The following is a 15100-nucleotide window of genomic DNA, read 5'->3' as shown; positions in this document are numbered from 1 at the left end:
GGGGGGGGATGCGATGCGGGCGAAGCGGGCGATCTGGCGGGCGAGGTAGTTCCAGATCAGGACGATGAGCGGGCCGTGGATTTTGAGGCGGTAGCCGTTGTCGGCAACCGAGCGCTGCAGGGCACGGAAGATCACCGTGAAGCGCTCGGTCGGGTCGGCAGGCATGAACGGCGCGTTCGCGATCATGACCGTACGTAAACCATGGTCGGTGGGGGGTGAGAAAGGAAAAAGTCAGGGAAGGAAGGAAGAAAGGAAGCGCTTCTTTTTTGTAAAAAAGAAACAAAAAACTTTTGTTGGTTTTTGGGGGCGTGCGGGGTCGTTGGGCGGGATTGGTTGGTGTTACGGGAGATCGACCTGTTTCGCCCTGGCGGCTTCCATCATCGACAGAAGGTTTTTCAATTCGGGACCGATCCGCTCGATTTCCGCCAGATGGATGCTGGATAATACCGCCAGGCGGGCTTCGCCCATCCTATAGCTTGCTGCGGTGCGGTCAGGATGATGGGTCTCAAGGGTACGGACCCTGCGGGCTGGTCTGTCCGGCGTGGCACGAGGTTTGATCGATCCGTGCCACGCCGATGGTTTTATTCAGGTGTCAGGCGCGTTCGCGGCGCTTGCGCGCGGCGGCGCCGAGCAGGATGAGGCCGGCGCCAAGCACGGCGAGGGAGCTGGGTTCGGGCACGTTTGTCGGCTGAACCCCTCCTTGTGCATAGGCCAGGACGTCGACTGCGTTTCCAACGCTGCCAGGCAGACCATTTGTGCTCAATTGTGAAAAATTTAGCGGGTTACCCGAGTTACCTTGTACATAAAAGCTGAGATTGTAGCTGTGTCCGATCGTTGTCGCGACCGTCTGGCTTAGCTCGTCATAGGCCTGGAATGACCCGTCCGTCCAGCAACTGCCGCCACTTTGTCCACAGCCTCCAGCATTGAGTCCAACAAGCAGGCTACCATACGGATTTTGGAAAACCCAATCAATTGGTGTTTTGGAGTTTCCGTTACTCGTATACGTCCCCGCCGTGAAGGTTGGGTTCGCAAAGAGATTGCTGGTCGGGGTTGTCGTGTCAATCAATGACGGATCGGAAAAGTAGATGTAAGCCGGATCATCGCGGAATGCGAAGGTGATTGCTGTATCGGTGAGTGTTGCGATGAAAGATGTGGTATAGAGTTGTGGCGTGCTCGTAGGAATGACTTGGCCGTTGAGATCGAGGATCGCACCGGGGGGCGGCGGTTCGTTGGTTGGTACCGCCATGGCGATGCCGGCGGTTACGGCGACAAGAGCCGCGGTGAGGACAGAGGTCAGTACCATTCGTTTCATGTTGAAGTTCCCAGTGTATTTCGAGGTAGCAATAGAATTGCCAGCAATTTTTGTGCCAGAAACCATTCTGGTTGTTTATCAATGATTTGATTAGATCACGGTTTTGTGTGTGTAAAGAATTCCGACAGGGGACTGCGGTAGTGGGGGTGGGATGGCATTTGAGATTGTTCATTTGACCGCGGATTCGGCTGAGCTGGCGGTGTGGCTTGGTCGGGCGGAGGGGGTGCATCGGGTGCTGCGGCCGCAGTTGGGGGCGGGGTATGAGGCGGCGATGCGGCGGGTTCTGGCGGACGGGGCGCAGATGGCGTTGCTGCATGAGGCGGGGGTGGTGCGGGCGTTGGCGGTGTTTCGGGCGTATCGGAATACGTGGAACGGGTACCGGTTTTATGTCGATGATCTGGTGACGGATGAGACGCGGCGCAGTGCGGGGTATGGCGGGGCGTTGTTGCGGTGGTGTGAGGCGTTGGCGCAAGCGTGGGGGTGTACGGCGTTCACGTTGGAGTCGGGCGTGCAGCGGGGTGCGGCGCACCGGTTTTATTTTCGCGAAGGCATGACGATCGAGGCGTTCAGCTTTGTAAAGGCACTAACCGGGTAGCGCGCCAACAATAAAAAATTTTTTGGTTCTTTTTTATAAAAAAGAACTGCTTGCTTTTACTTCCCTTTCCCGCATCGCTCGACAATAGCGGCGTTCAACGCGGACATGGTGCCCACGCCCCCCAGATCGGGCGTGCGGGGTGTCGCGGGATCGGCCAGGGCGGATTCGATGGCGTGCATGACGAGGGCGGCGGCTTCGGTTTCGCCGAGGTGTTCGAGCATCATCGCACCGGCCCAGATGGCGCCGACGGGGTTGGCGATGCCTTTGCCTGCGATATCGGGGGCGGAGCCGTGGACGGGTTCGAACATCGAGGGGAATTTTCGTTCCGGGTTGAGATTGGCCGAGGGGGCGACGGCGATGGTGCCGGTGACGCCGGGGCCGAGGTCGGAGAGGATGTCGCCGAACAGGTTGGAGCCGACCACGACGTCGAACCGTTCGGGGGACATGACGAAGCGGGCGGCGAGGATGTCGATATGGTATTGGTCGATGCGGGTTTCGGGGTAGGTGGCGGCGATGGCGGCGAAGCGTTCGTCCCAGAAGGGCATCGCGTGGAAGATGCCGTTGGATTTGGTGGCGGAGGTGACGTGGTTGCGGCCGAGCCTGGTTGCGAGATCGAAGGCGAAGCGGAGGATGCGGTCGGTGCCGAAGCGGGTGAAGATGGCGGTCTGTTCGACGAATTCGCGGTCGGTGCCGGGGAACATGCGGCCGCCGATTTGAGAGTATTCGCCTTCGACGTTTTCGCGGACCACCCAGAAGTCGATGTCGCCGGGTTTTTTATGGGCCAGCGGGCAGGGGACGCCGGGGAGCAGGCGGACGGGGCGGAGGTTTACGTATTGGTCGAACTCGCGGCGGATCGGGATGAGCAGGCCCCAGAGGGAGATGTGGTCGGGCACGCCGGGGTAGCCGACGGCGCCGAGGAAGATGGCATCGTGGTCGGCGAGTTGGGTGATGCCGTCGTCGGGCATCATGCGGCCGGTGGCGTGGTAGGTTTCGCAGCTCCAGTCGAACGGGTGGTAGGCGAGGGTGAAGCCGCAGAGGGCGGCGGCGCGGTCGAGCACCGCCTGGGCGGCGGGAATGACCTCGCGGCCGATGCCGTCGCCGGGGATGATTGCGATTTTATGGGTGCGCGACATCAGTATTCCTCATCGGCGACGTAGGAGCCGATTTTCTGGACGAGGGCGGGGTCGCGGCGTTCGAGGAGGACGCCGTAGATGATCGAGAGGATCAGGACGCCGAGGGCGGCGTAGGGGAAGATGTTGTAGGGCGCGGGCTGGCCGGGTTGGACGAGGCCCCAGAGCGGAAACAGGGTGAGGAGGGTGCCGAGCACGGGGATGATCGCGTGGCGGAGCGGGCGGAATTCGGCGCGGTGGTGGCGCAGCATGTAGACCGGCAGGGCGAGGTTGGTGATGAGGTAGGTGATGATGATCGGGATGGTGCCGAACGAGCCGGTTTCGCCGTAGAGATCGACCGGTTTGGCGTTCCAGCCGAACAGGACGACGATGGCGAGGGCGATGAGCACGAAGCTCCACATCGCGACGAAGGGGGTGCGGTGCTGCGGGTGGATTTTGCCAAAGACGCGCGGCAGGAGGCCTTCGCGGCCGGAGCTGAACAGGATGCGGGCCTGGCTGTTGGTGAGGCCGAGCAGGGAGGAGAAGATGCTGGTCATGCCGGCGAGGTAGGCGATGATCAGCAGGGCGGCGGCGGAGGCTTTGAAGGCGTCGATGAAGGGGATGTCTGATTTGCCGATGGCGGTGGCGTTGTTGTGGAAGGCGATTTCGGTTGCGTAGGCGAGGAAGATGTAGAGCAGGCCGATCGAGATTGTGCCGATGATCAGCGCGCGGGGAATGTTGCGGCGCGGATCGCGGGTTTCCTCGGCGAGGGTTGCCGAGTTTTCCCAGCCGATGAACAGGTAGATCGCGATGGGGAAGCCGAGGCCGATGCCTTTGAGGCCGCCGGTGAGGTGGCTCCATTCGAAGGGGGCGAGCGAGAGGCTGGCGCGGTTGACGATGAGCATGACGACGGCGCCGACCAGCAGGAGGGCGAGTTCGAAGTAGAAGAAGATCGCGGCCCAGGTGGTGGAGAGGGCGACGCCGCGCGAGACCAGCAGGCCGACGATGCCGGTCGCGATCAGGCTGAGGAGTTGCCAGGGGATGTCGATGCCGAGGAAGAGTTTGAGCGTGTCGTGCGCCCAGCCGCCGGCGATGACCACGACCGAGGAGGCGGCGACGAGATAGCCGAAGACGACGAACACCGAGGCGGCGGCGCCGGCGGCCGGGCCGAAGGCCATGCCGATGAAGGTGACGAAGCTGCCGGTGGAGGGGCGGTATTTCGAGAATTCGGACAGGGTGTTGGTCAGGAACAGGATGACCACCATGGCGACGAGGATGGTGATGGGGGCGGCGACGCCGGCGCCGCTGACGATCAGGCCGAAGCCGAAGAAGAAGCTCATCGCGGGCGCGATGTTGGCGAGGGTCGAGGCGACGATCTGCGGTAGTCCGAGCGCGTCCTTTTTCAGACGTTCACGCGATCCGATGATGCTCATGATAGCCCCCGTTTTGTTATTGTGGCGGAAGCTTAATCCGGGCTGGTCGATTTCGCCACTCGCGCGGGCGGGTTTTTTGGCCATCGGCGGTGCAGCCAGAGCCATTGGCCGGGGCGGGCGCGGACCCAGCGTTCGATGGTCTGGTTCATCCAGAGGGTGGTGGCGGCGATGTCGGCCGGTTTGTCGCCGGTGATGGCGGCGTGGGCGATGGGTTCGATGATCAGGTGCAGGCGGGCGGGGCCGAGGCGTTCGACGCGGACGGGCAGGATGGGGCAGCGGAATTTGCGGGCGAAGACGGCGAGGGCGGGGGTGGTCATGGCCTCGATGCCGAACAGGGGGACGGGGATGCCGTCGTTCAGTTTCTGGTCGACCAGCATGCAGAGCATGCCGCCGCGGGCGAGATGGGCGTAGGCGCCGCGCGCGCCTTTGGCGCCCTTGGCGAACATGGTGACGGGCTCGCCCATGGCGGCGGCGCGCAGGTCGATGATGAGTTGATCGACCGCCGGGTTGGCGGCGGCGCGGTAGAAGAAGGCGAAGCGCAGGCCGAGGGTGCGGAGGGCTGCGGGCAGGATTTCCCAATTGCCGCAATGGGCGGTGAGGATGATGGCGGGGCCGCCGAGCTTTGCGAGTTCGATTGCGTGTTCGGCGCCGGTGATGGTGAAGCCGGGGCCGGTTGCGGTGGCGCGCAGAGCGGCGAGATGGGGGAATTCGCCGGCGTTGCGGGCCAGATTGTCCCAGACCTGGGCGATGATGGCGCGGCGGGCCTGGGCATCGAGCGCGGGCAGGGCGGCGGTGAGATTGGCATCGGCGATGCGCGAGGTGGGGATCAGCGGGCCGATGGTGCGGCCGAGGGCGCCGGCGAGGGTGCTGGCGCGGGCCGGGCTGAGGGTGCGAAAGAGTGCGAGGAAGAGGCGCGCGACGGCGTATTCGAGTTGTTGCAGGCGGGTCATGGCAGAAACCGGTCGAGCGCGGCGGGATCGTCGAAGGCAAGATCGACGGTGATGATGGCGCAGCGGGCGCGCAGGACGGGGGGGAGTTTGACCGCGTCCTTTTCGGTGGTGGCGAGCATGGCGCCGGATTGCGCCGCGGTCATTTGCAGGCGGGCGAGGTCGATCGGGCGGTAGGCATGGTGATCGGGGAAGGCGATGGTGGTGACGAGATCGGCGCCGAGTTCGCGCAGGGTGGTGAAGAATTTTTCGGGGCGGCCGATGCCGGCGAAGCCGACGACGCGCCTGCCTTGCAGGGCGACCGGGCTGGTGGCGATCAATCGCGCGTGCAGGATGGGGAGGGATGGCGGCAGGAGGCGGGTTGCGCCGTGCGCGTCGCTGCCGATCAGCACGGCGGCGGCGCAGCGGGCGGCGGCGGCGGCGGCGGGTTCGCGCAACGGGCCGGCGGGCAGGGTGCGGCCGTTGCCGAAGCCGGCGCCGCCATCGATCACCAGCAGGGCGGCGGTTTTGCGCAGGGTGGGGTTTTGCAGACCGTCATCCATGACGATGACGGTGGCGCCGGATGCGAGGGCGAGGCGGGCGCCGGCGGCGCGGTCGCGCGCGACGATGGTGGGGGCGGTGGTGGCGAGCAGGAGGGCTTCGTCGCCGATGTCGCGCGCGCCGTGCTCGGCGGGATCAACCTCGACCGGGCCGGGCATTGTGCCGCCGTGGCCGCGGGTGAGGGCGAAGGGGCGGGCGCGGCGGGCGCGGTAGCGGGTGAGGACGTGGCGGACCAGGATGGTCTTGCCCGATCCGCCGACGCTGGCGTTGCCGATGCAGAGCACGGGCAGGCCGCAATCGAACCCGGGCTGCGCGACGCGCCGGGCGGTGAGGCGCGTGGTGATGCGCGAGAGCGGTGCGAGGGCGGTGGCGAGGATGCCGTTGTGTTGCCAGAAGGCGGGGGCGCGCATCAGGGAATGGCTTCCAGCACGCGGCGGGCCAGGCGGTCCGGCAGGTCGGCGAAGCCTTCGCAGATGCGCCGGCCGGCGCTGCCCATGGCTTTGAGGTGGGCGGTGTTGGACATCAGGCGGATCAGCGTCGCTTCGAGGTCCATGAAATCGGCGACATCGACCAGGGCGCCGACGCTGTGCAGCGTGGTCATGGCTTCGAACTGGTTTTCGTAATGCGGGCCGACCACGGTGGCGCAGCCGAGTTGGGCGGCCTCGATCATGTTGTGGCCGCCGATCGGCACCAGGGTGCCGCCGATGAAGGCGAGCGGGCAGAGGCGATAGAAGATGCCGAGTTCGCCGATCGTATCCGCGAGGTAGAGGCCGCCGGGGACCGGCAGTTCGCCGCGCGAGCGGCGGGCGAGCGGGACGCCGCCGGCGAGGCTTGCGATCGCATCCGCCCGGTGGGGGTGGCGCGGCACGATGATGGTGGTGAGGCTGGGGTGCAGGACACGGAGCGCGCGGTGGGCCTCGATCACCGGGATGTCCTCGCCGGGATGGGTGCTGGCGGCGAGCAGCCAGGGGCCGGGGCAGGCTTTGGCGAGGGCGGCGCGGGCGGCTTCGTCGTCCGGCAGGTCGGGTGTCGCGAATTTCAGATTGCCCCAGCTTTCGATGTCGCGCAGACCGAGGCCGCGCAGGCGGGTGGCATCGCGCGGGGATTGCGCGGCGATCAGGGCGAAGCCGCCGAAGACCTGGCGGATCGCGCGCGGGAAACGGCGCCAGCGCGCGGCGCTGCGCGGGGAGAGGCGGGCGTTGAACAGGAAGCGCGGGGTGGCGCGCGCATCGAGGCCGGCGAGCATGTTGGGCCAGAGTTCGGATTCGAGGAAGATGGCGGCATCCGGGCGCCAATGGTCGAGAAACCGGTCGACGGCGCGGGGGACGTCGAGCGGGACGAATTGGTGGATCGCGGCGGCGCGCTCGGCGGCGAGCTGGGCGGAGGTGACGGTGCCGGTGGTGAGCAGGACGCCGGCATGGCGGGCGAGGGCGGCGACCAGCGGCAGGGCGGACATGGTTTCGCCGAGGCTGGCGGCGTGGACCCAGATGAGCTGGCCAGGCGGACGGGGGAGGCTCGCGATGCCGTGGCGTTCGGGCAGGCGGGCCGGGATTTCCTTGCCGATGGCCGCGCGCCGGTTCAGCCACCAGGGCAGCGCCGGGGCGGCGAGGCTTGTGGCGAGGCGGTAGAGTTTCAGGCTCAGCGACATGAGATGAGCGCGCGGGCGAGGTTGGCGGTGAGCTGGGCTTCGATATCGGTCAGCGCGGCGGCGCGGTTGGCGCGCGTGACCTCGACCGGGCCGCTTGCGATCAGCGCGCCGCGGCCGAACGGCAGGGGGATGCGCATTTCATCCCAGCTGGCGAGCGTGATGGCGCGGGCGGTGGCGGCGGCGGCGCAGAACACCGGCGCCCCGGTGAGGGCGGCGAGTTGGGCGACGCCGGCGGCGGCGCGGCGGCGCGGGCCGCGCGGGCCATCCGGCGTGAGGCCGACCGGATTGCCGGCGGCGATCAGACGGGTGAGTTCGCGCAGGCCGGCGGCACCGCCGCGTGAGGTCGAGCCGGCGATGGCGCGGACGCCGAAGCGGGCCATGGTGCGGGCGATCAACTGGCCATCGCGATGGCGGCTGGCGAGGACGTAGCCGGTCGGGCCGGATGCGATGCGCCCGGCGGTCTGCCAGAGGATGGGCATGGCGGGCAGGCATTCATGCCAGAAGGCGATGATGCAGGGTGTGCCGGCGCGCAGCGCGGCGAGCAGGGCATCGGCCTCGATGGTCCAGCGCGTGGTGCGCATGGTGGCGGCGAGATAGCGCCCGGCGGCATCGCCGAGCCAGCCGCGCACGAGCGGTGATTTCAGCGGGGATTGGAAGATCGGGGCGCGCTGGGTGGCCATTGGGGCGGCGGTAGCATCTGCGGTGCGGGGCGTCATCAAGGGGGAGATGAGTAAAGGACTGGGAGGTTAAGGAAGGGCTTCTTTTTTGGAAAAAAGAAACAAAAAACTTTTTGACTCGGGGGCATGGGCGTTTGGGGCTGCGCGGGTCATGTGCCGGGCGCTGGCAGCGTGACCGCCGGCCGAAGCGCGGCGAACAGGGCGGCGAGCGCGCGGAACGCCGGGTCGCGCGGGTCCGAGGCGCGCCAGACCAGGGCGATGGTGCGCCCGGCATCCTCGTCGGCAAGGGTCTGGCACAGGACGAGGTCGTGCAGGTCGGGGCGGGCGGCAACCGCGAGGGCGGGCAGCAGGGAATAGCCCTCGCCGGCTGCGATCATCTGCCAGAGGGTTTCGAGGCTGGTGGCGTGGCGGGTGACCGGCTTGGCGTTGCAGAGGGCGAGCGCCTGGTCGCGCAGGCAATGCCCGTCCTCGAGCAGGAGCAGGTCTTCGGCGGGGAGATCATCGAGGGTCAGGCGCGGCAGGGAGGCGAGCATGTGGCCGGGCGGCGTGGCGAGCAGGAAAGGCTCGAAGAACAGCGGCACGGCGACCAGCCCGGCGCGCGGCACCGGCATGGCGAGCAGGGCGAGGTCGAGCGCGCCGCTGACCAGGCGCTCGATCAACGGGGCGGTGCGCGCTTCGGTGAGGCGGAGCGACAGGGCGGGGCGTTCGGCACGCAGCAGGCGCAGGATGCCGGGCAGGTAGTAGGGGCCGAGCGTCTCGATCGCCCCCAGGGCGACCGTGCCGGCCATGACGTGTGGCTGGCCGTGGGACAAGGCGAGGAGATGGCGGGCTTCGGCGGTGACGCGCTCGATCTGGGCGAGCAGGGTGGCGCCGGCGGCGGTGGGCGCGACGCGGCGCTTGGTGCGTTCGAACAAGGCGACGCCGAGCAGGGCTTCGAGCTTGCGGATCTGTTCGGACAGGGCGGGTTGCGACACGCCGCAGCGCGCGGCCGCCTGGCCGAAATGGCGCAGTTCCGACACGGCCTGGGCATATTCGAGATCGCGCAGCGACAATCCGGCGAGGGTGCGGGTGGGATGGGGGTCCATGCGGCTCGTCTTAATCGATTTGGCCGATCGGGGGAATGGCGGGCATCGATTGGCCCTATCAGGCCGCGGCGCGATGGGGCGGCCGGGCCGGGTGCCGCGTGCCGTTCATTACGGATTTCGTAACTTGAAGCCGCTGGCGCGAAACCCCACTCCTGATCGGTATCGAGCGGCCGTGTGGCCGCGACCATCATCGAAAGGATCCGGGCATGGCGAGTTGGGGCGGCAAGCGAAAAGACGCGATGGGCACATTGACCGATGAGTTTGACCGGTTCCAGGGCGATTTCGAGGCGCTGCGGACCAAGCTGGTCCGGCTGGCCGGGGATACGATGAAGGAATTCAACGACAGCCCGGAAAAACTCGCGGAACTCAAGCATGCGATCGACCTGCGGCTCTCGACCATCGAGGATGACATGTCCGACCTTGCCAAGCAGCTGCGCATCAAGGGCGGTCGCGCCGTGAACCAGGTGGAATCCAAGGTGCATGAGCAGCCGCTCGCGGCGCTGGCGATCGCGGCGGGTGTCGGGTTCGTGGCGGCTCATCTGCTGCGCCGTCGCCGTAGATCGTGATCGGCATCGGGCACGTCGGGGTGGGGAGATCGTGACGTGCTGAGGGTGTTTTTCAATCTGATCGACGGGTTTTCGTTTCGCTATCTGACGCAGCGGATCGTGCTCAGCCTGGCCGGTCTGCTGGCCCTGCTGCTCGGGGCTGGGTTTCTGCTTGCCGCGGCCTTCCGGGTGGTCGCGGATGCGCTGAACGTGATCGACGCCGCGTTGATCTTCGGGGCCGGGTTCATTGTGATCGCGCTAGGGTTGTTCGGCGCGGCGAGCATGGTGTGGAACCGCCGGCCGCGGCCGATGCTTGCGCGGGCGCGCTACGGCGTGGCGGCGGAGGTGCTGCGGCTGGCACAGACGATGATCCGCAAGGACCCGGGCAAGGCGGTACTGGCGGCGCTGATCCTTGGTGCGATCACGGAATATACCACGAAACGGCAATCCGACGCGCGGGACTGACCCGCGCGACCGGCTGGGCGGAAATATGCCTTATTCCTGCCTTCATCGCATCATCGGCATTGGCGGCGGCGCTCAGGTGGCGTAAGACCGGGATTGACGCAGTCGCGTAGACTGCGTGTAAAATCTCGTTCATCGTCTCAATTTTTAACGGAGCGTGCCGCATGCTGCGGCTTTCAATTCCGGTCCGACAAGCCCTGTCACGCCTGACCCTGCCGGTGATGCTGATCGTCTCGCTCGGGTTGGTGCTGGCCGGCCGGGCGGATCGGCATCTTGGTGATACGCTGCGCACCGGGCTCGATGACGCGCTGGCGCCGGTGTATCGCGCGGCGGCGGCGCCGGTGACCGATATCGAGCAGGGGCGCGGGGCGATCGGCGACTGGTTCCGGCTGCATGCCGACAATGCCCGGCTGGTCGCCGAGAACGACCGGCTCAAACGCTGGCGCGCCGTGGCGCTGGCGCTGGCGGCGCAGAACGATGCGCTGAAATCGCAACTGCATTTCGTGCCCACCCCGACGCCGAGTTTTTTCGCGGCCCGGGTGATCGCGGATCTGGGCGGGCTGTATGCGCGGTCGGTGCTGGTGACGATTCCGCGCGATGCGCATGGCATTGTCAACGCGATTGCGATGGATGGCAGCGGCGTGGTCGGGCGCGTGGTGCAGGCGGGGTCGCGCAGCGCGCGGGTGCTGCTGATTACCGATCTGAACAGCCGGGTGCCGGTGGCGATCGGGCGGCATGGCGGGCGCGCCATCATGGAGGGTCAGAACAGCGCGACGCCCCGGCTGATCTACTGGGCGCCGGGCAACCCGCCGCGCGAGGGGCAGATCGTGCTGACCAGCGCGGTCGGCGGGGTGTTTCCCTATGGATTGCCGGTGGGCACCGTGCATTACGACGGCAAGAACGATCCGGTGGTGCGGCCGTTTGCCGGCATGACCCGGCTGCGCGTGCTGCGCCTGTTTGAATACGACCGCCAGCCTGGTGCCGATGGCGCCGCGACCACCCCCTGAATGGCGGGGCGGGCAGCGCGCCGCCGTGGCGATGAGCGGATGCGCATGATGGCTGGCGGTTGAAAATGGAGGGCGTGGAATTCTGGCGCAGCCTTGATCGGGTGGGGCGGCACGCGCTGCCGGCGGTCAGCATCGCGGTCGTGATGATCGTGCTGGCGATTCCCGGGTTGTTGCCGCTGCAGGCGGGGGTGCGGGTCGGGTTCGTGATGGCTTCGGTCTATTTCTGGAGCCTGTACCGGCCGGCCGCGCTGCCGGCGCCGCTGGTCGCGCTGCTCGGTGTGCTGCTCGATCTGCTGGGCGCCTCGCCGCTCGGGCTGTGGGCGGTGTTGCTGCTGCTGGAACAGGCGGCGATGGCGGCGATCCGGCGCGCGCTGGTGCGGCGCGGATTTCTGATGGTCTGGCTGGTGTTCGCCGGGTTCGTCGCGGTGTTGACGGCGGCGGAGTATGCGGCGCGCGCGGTGCTCGACCTTGCGATGCTGCCGGCCGCGCCGATTCTGGCGCAGGGCGTTATCGCGGTTTTGATCTATCCGTTGCTTGCGGTCGCGCTGATCCGGGCGCATCGGGGAGCGGCGGCGCCCGAGCAGGCGTGAGGATGGATGGGTCGATGACGGCATGAAGCGCGAGAGGGAATTGCGGCCGATTTTCAGCCGCCGGGCTTTGCTGCTGGGCGGCGCGCAGCTTGCCGCCTTCGGTGCGCTGGGCGTGCGGCTGTATCGGATGCAGGTGCTCCAGCACGGGAAATACGCGACGCTCGCCAAGCAGAACTCGGTGAACGAGCGCCTGCTCGCACCGCTGCGCGGCTTGATCACGGATCGGCATGGGGTGATCCTGGCCGGCAACAAGCAGCATTGGCGCGCCCTGTTCATGATGGTGCAGGCGCATGATCCGGCCGCGGTGATCGAGCGGTTTGCCGCGCTGGTCAGTCTTTCGGACAGCGAGCGCCAGCGCATCGCCCGCGATATCGCGGGCAAGCCGCGCTATGTGCCGGTGCTGCTGAAGGATTATCTGGACTGGTCGGACATGGCCAGGATCGAGGTCAATGCGACGGATCTGCCGGGCGTGTTCGTCGATGTCGGGGCATCGCGGGTGTATCCGATGGGGGATGCCATGTCGCATACGATCGGGTATGTCGCCCGGCCGACACCGGCGCAGGCGGTGCAGAATCCGGTGTTCGCCCTGCCCGGCATGCGGGTGGGGCGTGCCGGGGTGGAGCGGGCGCGCGATGATGCGCTGCGGGGTGAGCCGGGCATCGTGCAGACCGAGGTGAACGCGCATGGCACGGTGGTGCGCGTGCTCGATCGGGACAACGGCACCCAGGGCGCGACGGTGCAATTGACCATCGATGCCGGGTTGCAGAGCCTGGCCGCGCAGAAACTGGCCGGACAGGCCGGGGCGGCGGTGATGCTCGATGCGACCAATGGCGCGATCCTGGCGATGTCGAGCCAGCCGGGGTTCGATCCGACCTTGTTCGATGCCGGTGTGCCGGAGGCGGTGTGGCGGCGCTGGATGGCCGATCCGCGCCGGCCGTTGAACGACCGGGCGACCGGCGGGTTGTATGCGCCGGGATCGACGTTCAAGCCGAATGTCGCGATGGCGGCCCTCGAGTGCGGCGCGATTACGCCGAGCACGCGGTTTTTCTGCCCGGGGTATCTGAAGCTGGGCAACCATACTTTTTACTGCTGGCGGCATCAGGGCCATGGTTCGATCGACGTGGTGGGCGCGTTGCAGCAGAGTTGCGACGTGTTTTTCTATCACACCGCCCTGGTCACCGGCATCGACCGGATTGCCGCGATGGGGCGCAAGCTCGGGCTGATCGGGCCGTTGCCGCTTGATCTGCCGGGGGTTTCGCAGGGGTTTCTGCCGACCCGGCAATGGGCGCGCGACCGGCGGCTGGTGTGGACCAAGGGCAATACCGTGATCCAGGGGATCGGGCAGGGATATACCCAGGTCACGCCGCTCGGGCTGGCGACGATGACCGCGCGCATCGCGACGGGGCGGGCGGTCGGGCCGCATATCGCCGGGGCGATCGGCGATGTCGTGCAGCCGGGCAACGGGCCGGACGACTGGCCCTCGCTCGGGTTCGATATGCGCAATCTGGCCGCGGTGCGGCAGGGGATGTTCGATGTGGTGAATACGCAGCTCGGCACCGGTTATGCCTCGCGCCTGACCCTTCCCGGCGTGTTCATGGCCGGCAAGACCGGGACCGCGCAGGTGCATGATCTGTCGCAGGCGCAGGAGAAGGCGAATTACGACGATGCCAACCTGCCGTGGAAATTCCGGCCCAATGCGTTTTTCATTGCGTTCGCGCCGACCGATGTGCCGCGGTTTGCCGTGGCGGTTGCGGTGGAGCATGGCAATGAGGGGGCTTCGGTGTCCGCGCCGATCGCGCAGGCGTTGATGACGGCGGCGTTGACCCGCACCCTGACGCCGGCGGCGCCCGGCACCATTCAGAGCGCGCCGCAGGCTGTGATCAGCGAGGCCGGACCGGCATGAACACCCCGCTCGCCACCAAATTCTATCGGCCGCAGTATGATCGCTCGTTCAGCTTCGCAAGCAAGCTGCTGCGGGTGAACTGGCTGTTCGTGCTGGCGTGCTGCGCGCTGGCGGGCATTGGCTATGCGGCGCTGTATTCGGCGGCGGGCGGGCATGGCCAGCCTTATGCGACGCCGCAGATCGAGCGGTTTTTCGCCTCGCTGCTGCTGATGATCGCGATTGCGATGATCGATATCCGCATCATCGCGAAATGCGCCTGGCTGCTGTACGGGCTGGGGATCGTGCTGCTGATCGCGGTGTGGAAATTCGGCCATGTCGGGCTCGGGGCGAAGCGCTGGCTCGATGTGGGGGGTGTGCATGTGCAGCCCTCGGAGTTGATGAAGCTGTTTCTGGCGCTTGCGCTGGCCTCGTGGTTTCAGCGGGCGACGCATGAGCGGGTGGGCAATCCGCTGTTCCTGATTCCGCCGGTGCTTGCGATTCTGGTGCCGGCGGCGCTGATCCTGAAGGAGCCGAACCTGGGCACCGCGGTGATCACCATGGCGATCGGCGGTTCAGTGCTGCTGGGGGCGGGGGTGCGGTGGTGGAAATTCGCCATCGTGATCGGGCTGGTCGCGATCATTGCACCCTATGCCTATAGCCATCTGCACGGGTATCAGAAGGAGCGCATCCTGACGTTTCTGCACCCCGGGCGCGATCCGCTGGGGGCGGGGTATAATATCATCCAGTCGAAGATCGCGCTGGGTTCGGGCGGGATGTGGGGGCAGGGGTTTCTGCACGGGACGCAGAATCAGTTGAACTTTCTGCCGGAGAAGCAGACCGATTTCGTATTCACCATCATTGCCGAGGAATTCGGCTTTGCCGGCTCGATCGTGCTGCTGGGCGTGCTGTTCTCGATGGTGATGATGGCGATTTACACCGCGCTGCGCTGCCGCCACCAGTTCGGGCGGCTCGCGGCGCTGGGGATTGCGACCAATTTGTTCTTGTACTGTTTCGTCAATCTGGCGATGGTGATGGGGTTGATTCCGGTGGGCGGGGTGCCGTTGCCGCTGGTGTCCTACGGCGGGTCGGCGCTGACCGCTGTGATGCTGGGGTTTGGGGTGTTGATGTCGATTCATGTGCATCGGGATGTCGAGTTTGCGGTGAGCGAGGAGTAGGAAGCGGTTCTTTTTTGTAAAAAAGAACCAAAAAACTTCCATCCGCTGGGGCATGGGCGGCTTCACGAGCACGGGCCCGGATGAATGAAGTTT

Annotated in this window: 16 protein-coding genes and 1 pseudogene; 7 read left to right on the top strand and 10 right to left on the bottom strand. The window is 66.6% G+C overall.

The features are described 5' to 3' along the window. From AruPA_RS09775 to AruPA_RS09765, 3 genes and pseudogenes are all read right to left on the bottom strand, one after another. Positions 1 to 186, bottom strand: a pseudogene (locus tag AruPA_RS09775) (hypothetical protein); the annotation flags it as partial. Positions 187 to 339: 153 nt separating this feature from the next. Next, complete coding sequence (locus AruPA_RS09770; RefSeq protein WP_265636482.1) at positions 340 to 468, bottom strand: hypothetical protein; 129 nt, start codon at positions 466 to 468, stop codon at positions 340 to 342. A gap of 124 nt (positions 469 to 592) precedes the next feature. Further along, positions 593 to 1378, bottom strand: coding sequence for a PEP-CTERM sorting domain-containing protein (locus tag AruPA_RS09765; protein ID WP_265636481.1), 786 nt, complete (start codon positions 1376 to 1378; stop codon positions 593 to 595). 85 nt (positions 1379 to 1463) lie between these two features. Here AruPA_RS09765 and AruPA_RS09760 point away from each other — a divergent pair, with 85 nt between their 5' ends. Then, a complete protein-coding gene (locus AruPA_RS09760; protein ID WP_265636480.1) occupies positions 1464 to 1907 on the top strand; it encodes a GNAT family N-acetyltransferase in 444 nt (147 codons plus the stop codon). A 56-nt stretch (positions 1908 to 1963) separates the two neighbouring features. Here AruPA_RS09760 and AruPA_RS09755 read toward each other — a convergent pair whose 3' ends face one another. From AruPA_RS09755 to AruPA_RS09725, 7 genes are all read right to left on the bottom strand, one after another. Continuing rightward, complete coding sequence (locus tag AruPA_RS09755) at positions 1964 to 3040, bottom strand: tartrate dehydrogenase (protein WP_265636479.1); 1077 nt, start codon at positions 3038 to 3040, stop codon at positions 1964 to 1966. Beyond that, complete coding sequence (locus AruPA_RS09750) at positions 3040 to 4449, bottom strand: APC family permease (protein ID WP_265636478.1); 1410 nt, start codon at positions 4447 to 4449, stop codon at positions 3040 to 3042. The genes AruPA_RS09755 and AruPA_RS09750 overlap by 1 nt, the downstream gene beginning before the upstream one ends. 32 nt (positions 4450 to 4481) lie before the next feature. Continuing rightward, on the bottom strand, positions 4482 to 5399 hold the full coding sequence (locus tag AruPA_RS09745) for a lysophospholipid acyltransferase family protein (protein WP_265636477.1): 918 nt from the start codon (positions 5397 to 5399) through the stop codon (positions 4482 to 4484). Continuing rightward, a complete protein-coding gene (gene lpxK / locus AruPA_RS09740) occupies positions 5396 to 6346 on the bottom strand; it encodes a tetraacyldisaccharide 4'-kinase (RefSeq protein ID WP_265636476.1) in 951 nt (316 codons plus the stop codon). The genes AruPA_RS09745 and lpxK overlap by 4 nt, the downstream gene beginning before the upstream one ends. Continuing rightward, entirely contained in the window at positions 6346 to 7584 is a 1239-nt protein-coding gene (locus tag AruPA_RS09735; protein ID WP_265636475.1) for a 3-deoxy-D-manno-octulosonic acid transferase, read from the bottom strand. The genes lpxK and AruPA_RS09735 overlap by 1 nt, the downstream gene beginning before the upstream one ends. After that, positions 7575 to 8264 (bottom strand): lysophospholipid acyltransferase family protein, encoded by a 690-nt coding sequence (locus tag AruPA_RS09730; RefSeq protein WP_265636474.1) that lies wholly within the window; start codon positions 8262 to 8264, stop codon positions 7575 to 7577. Before AruPA_RS09730 ends, AruPA_RS09735 begins: the two co-directional genes overlap by 10 nt. Before the next feature lie 146 nt (positions 8265 to 8410). Further along, positions 8411 to 9346: a LysR substrate-binding domain-containing protein gene (locus AruPA_RS09725; protein WP_265636473.1), complete on the bottom strand. Its 936-nt coding sequence runs from the start codon at positions 9344 to 9346 to the stop codon at positions 8411 to 8413. A 206-nt stretch (positions 9347 to 9552) separates the two neighbouring features. Between AruPA_RS09725 and AruPA_RS09720 the strand changes: the two genes are divergently transcribed. The 6 genes from AruPA_RS09720 to rodA all read left to right on the top strand — a co-directional run bounded on the left by AruPA_RS09720 (position 9553) and on the right by rodA (position 15007). Continuing rightward, the gene (locus AruPA_RS09720) at positions 9553 to 9912 is read left to right on the top strand and encodes a YqjD family protein (protein WP_265636472.1); all 360 of its coding nucleotides are present in this window, start codon (positions 9553 to 9555) and stop codon (positions 9910 to 9912) included. A gap of 36 nt (positions 9913 to 9948) precedes the next feature. Continuing rightward, complete coding sequence (locus AruPA_RS09715; RefSeq protein WP_265636471.1) at positions 9949 to 10356, top strand: hypothetical protein; 408 nt, start codon at positions 9949 to 9951, stop codon at positions 10354 to 10356. A 161-nt stretch (positions 10357 to 10517) separates the two neighbouring features. Then, complete coding sequence (gene mreC / locus AruPA_RS09710; RefSeq protein ID WP_265636470.1) at positions 10518 to 11360, top strand: rod shape-determining protein MreC; 843 nt, start codon at positions 10518 to 10520, stop codon at positions 11358 to 11360. Between the two features lie 65 nt (positions 11361 to 11425). Continuing rightward, complete coding sequence (locus tag AruPA_RS09705) at positions 11426 to 11950, top strand: rod shape-determining protein MreD (RefSeq protein ID WP_265636469.1); 525 nt, start codon at positions 11426 to 11428, stop codon at positions 11948 to 11950. Between the two features lie 22 nt (positions 11951 to 11972). Further along, complete coding sequence (gene mrdA / locus AruPA_RS09700; protein WP_265636468.1) at positions 11973 to 13853, top strand: penicillin-binding protein 2; 1881 nt, start codon at positions 11973 to 11975, stop codon at positions 13851 to 13853. Next, on the top strand, positions 13850 to 15007 hold the full coding sequence (gene rodA, locus AruPA_RS09695) for a rod shape-determining protein RodA (protein WP_265636467.1): 1158 nt from the start codon (positions 13850 to 13852) through the stop codon (positions 15005 to 15007). The genes mrdA and rodA overlap by 4 nt, the downstream gene beginning before the upstream one ends. The last annotated feature ends 93 nt before the right edge of the window (positions 15008 to 15100 follow it).

Origin of the sequence: Acidiphilium sp. PA (assembly GCF_026191915.1) — a bacterium.
GTDB lineage: Bacteria > Pseudomonadota > Alphaproteobacteria > Acetobacterales > Acetobacteraceae > Acidiphilium.
The sequence above is the reverse complement of the archived record's forward strand: the minus strand, read 5'-3'. Positions and strand labels throughout refer to the sequence as shown.

Bases quoted from the DNA above. Each gene is read 5' to 3' on its own strand.
- rodA (WP_265636467.1), top strand. From the start codon at position 13,850: ATGAACACCCCGCTCGCCACCAAATTCTATCGGCCGCAGTATGATCGC.
- AruPA_RS09760 (WP_265636480.1), top strand. From the start codon at position 1,464: ATGGCATTTGAGATTGTTCATTTGACCGCGGATTCGGCTGAGCTGGCG.
- mrdA (WP_265636468.1), top strand. From the start codon at position 11,973: ATGAAGCGCGAGAGGGAATTGCGGCCGATTTTCAGCCGCCGGGCTTTG.
- mreC (WP_265636470.1), top strand. From the start codon at position 10,518: ATGCTGCGGCTTTCAATTCCGGTCCGACAAGCCCTGTCACGCCTGACC.
- AruPA_RS09730 (WP_265636474.1), bottom strand. From the start codon at position 8,264: ATGGCCACCCAGCGCGCCCCGATCTTCCAATCCCCGCTGAAATCACCG.
- AruPA_RS09750 (WP_265636478.1), bottom strand. From the start codon at position 4,449: ATGAGCATCATCGGATCGCGTGAACGTCTGAAAAAGGACGCGCTCGGA.
- AruPA_RS09770 (WP_265636482.1), bottom strand. From the start codon at position 468: ATGGGCGAAGCCCGCCTGGCGGTATTATCCAGCATCCATCTGGCGGAA.
- AruPA_RS09755 (WP_265636479.1), bottom strand. From the start codon at position 3,040: ATGTCGCGCACCCATAAAATCGCAATCATCCCCGGCGACGGCATCGGC.
- AruPA_RS09745 (WP_265636477.1), bottom strand. From the start codon at position 5,399: ATGACCCGCCTGCAACAACTCGAATACGCCGTCGCGCGCCTCTTCCTC.
- AruPA_RS09735 (WP_265636475.1), bottom strand. From the start codon at position 7,584: ATGTCGCTGAGCCTGAAACTCTACCGCCTCGCCACAAGCCTCGCCGCC.
- AruPA_RS09720 (WP_265636472.1), top strand. From the start codon at position 9,553: ATGGCGAGTTGGGGCGGCAAGCGAAAAGACGCGATGGGCACATTGACC.
- lpxK (WP_265636476.1), bottom strand. From the start codon at position 6,346: ATGCGCGCCCCCGCCTTCTGGCAACACAACGGCATCCTCGCCACCGCC.
- AruPA_RS09725 (WP_265636473.1), bottom strand. From the start codon at position 9,346: ATGGACCCCCATCCCACCCGCACCCTCGCCGGATTGTCGCTGCGCGAT.
- AruPA_RS09705 (WP_265636469.1), top strand. From the start codon at position 11,426: ATGGAGGGCGTGGAATTCTGGCGCAGCCTTGATCGGGTGGGGCGGCAC.
- AruPA_RS09765 (WP_265636481.1), bottom strand. From the start codon at position 1,378: ATGGTTTCTGGCACAAAAATTGCTGGCAATTCTATTGCTACCTCGAAA.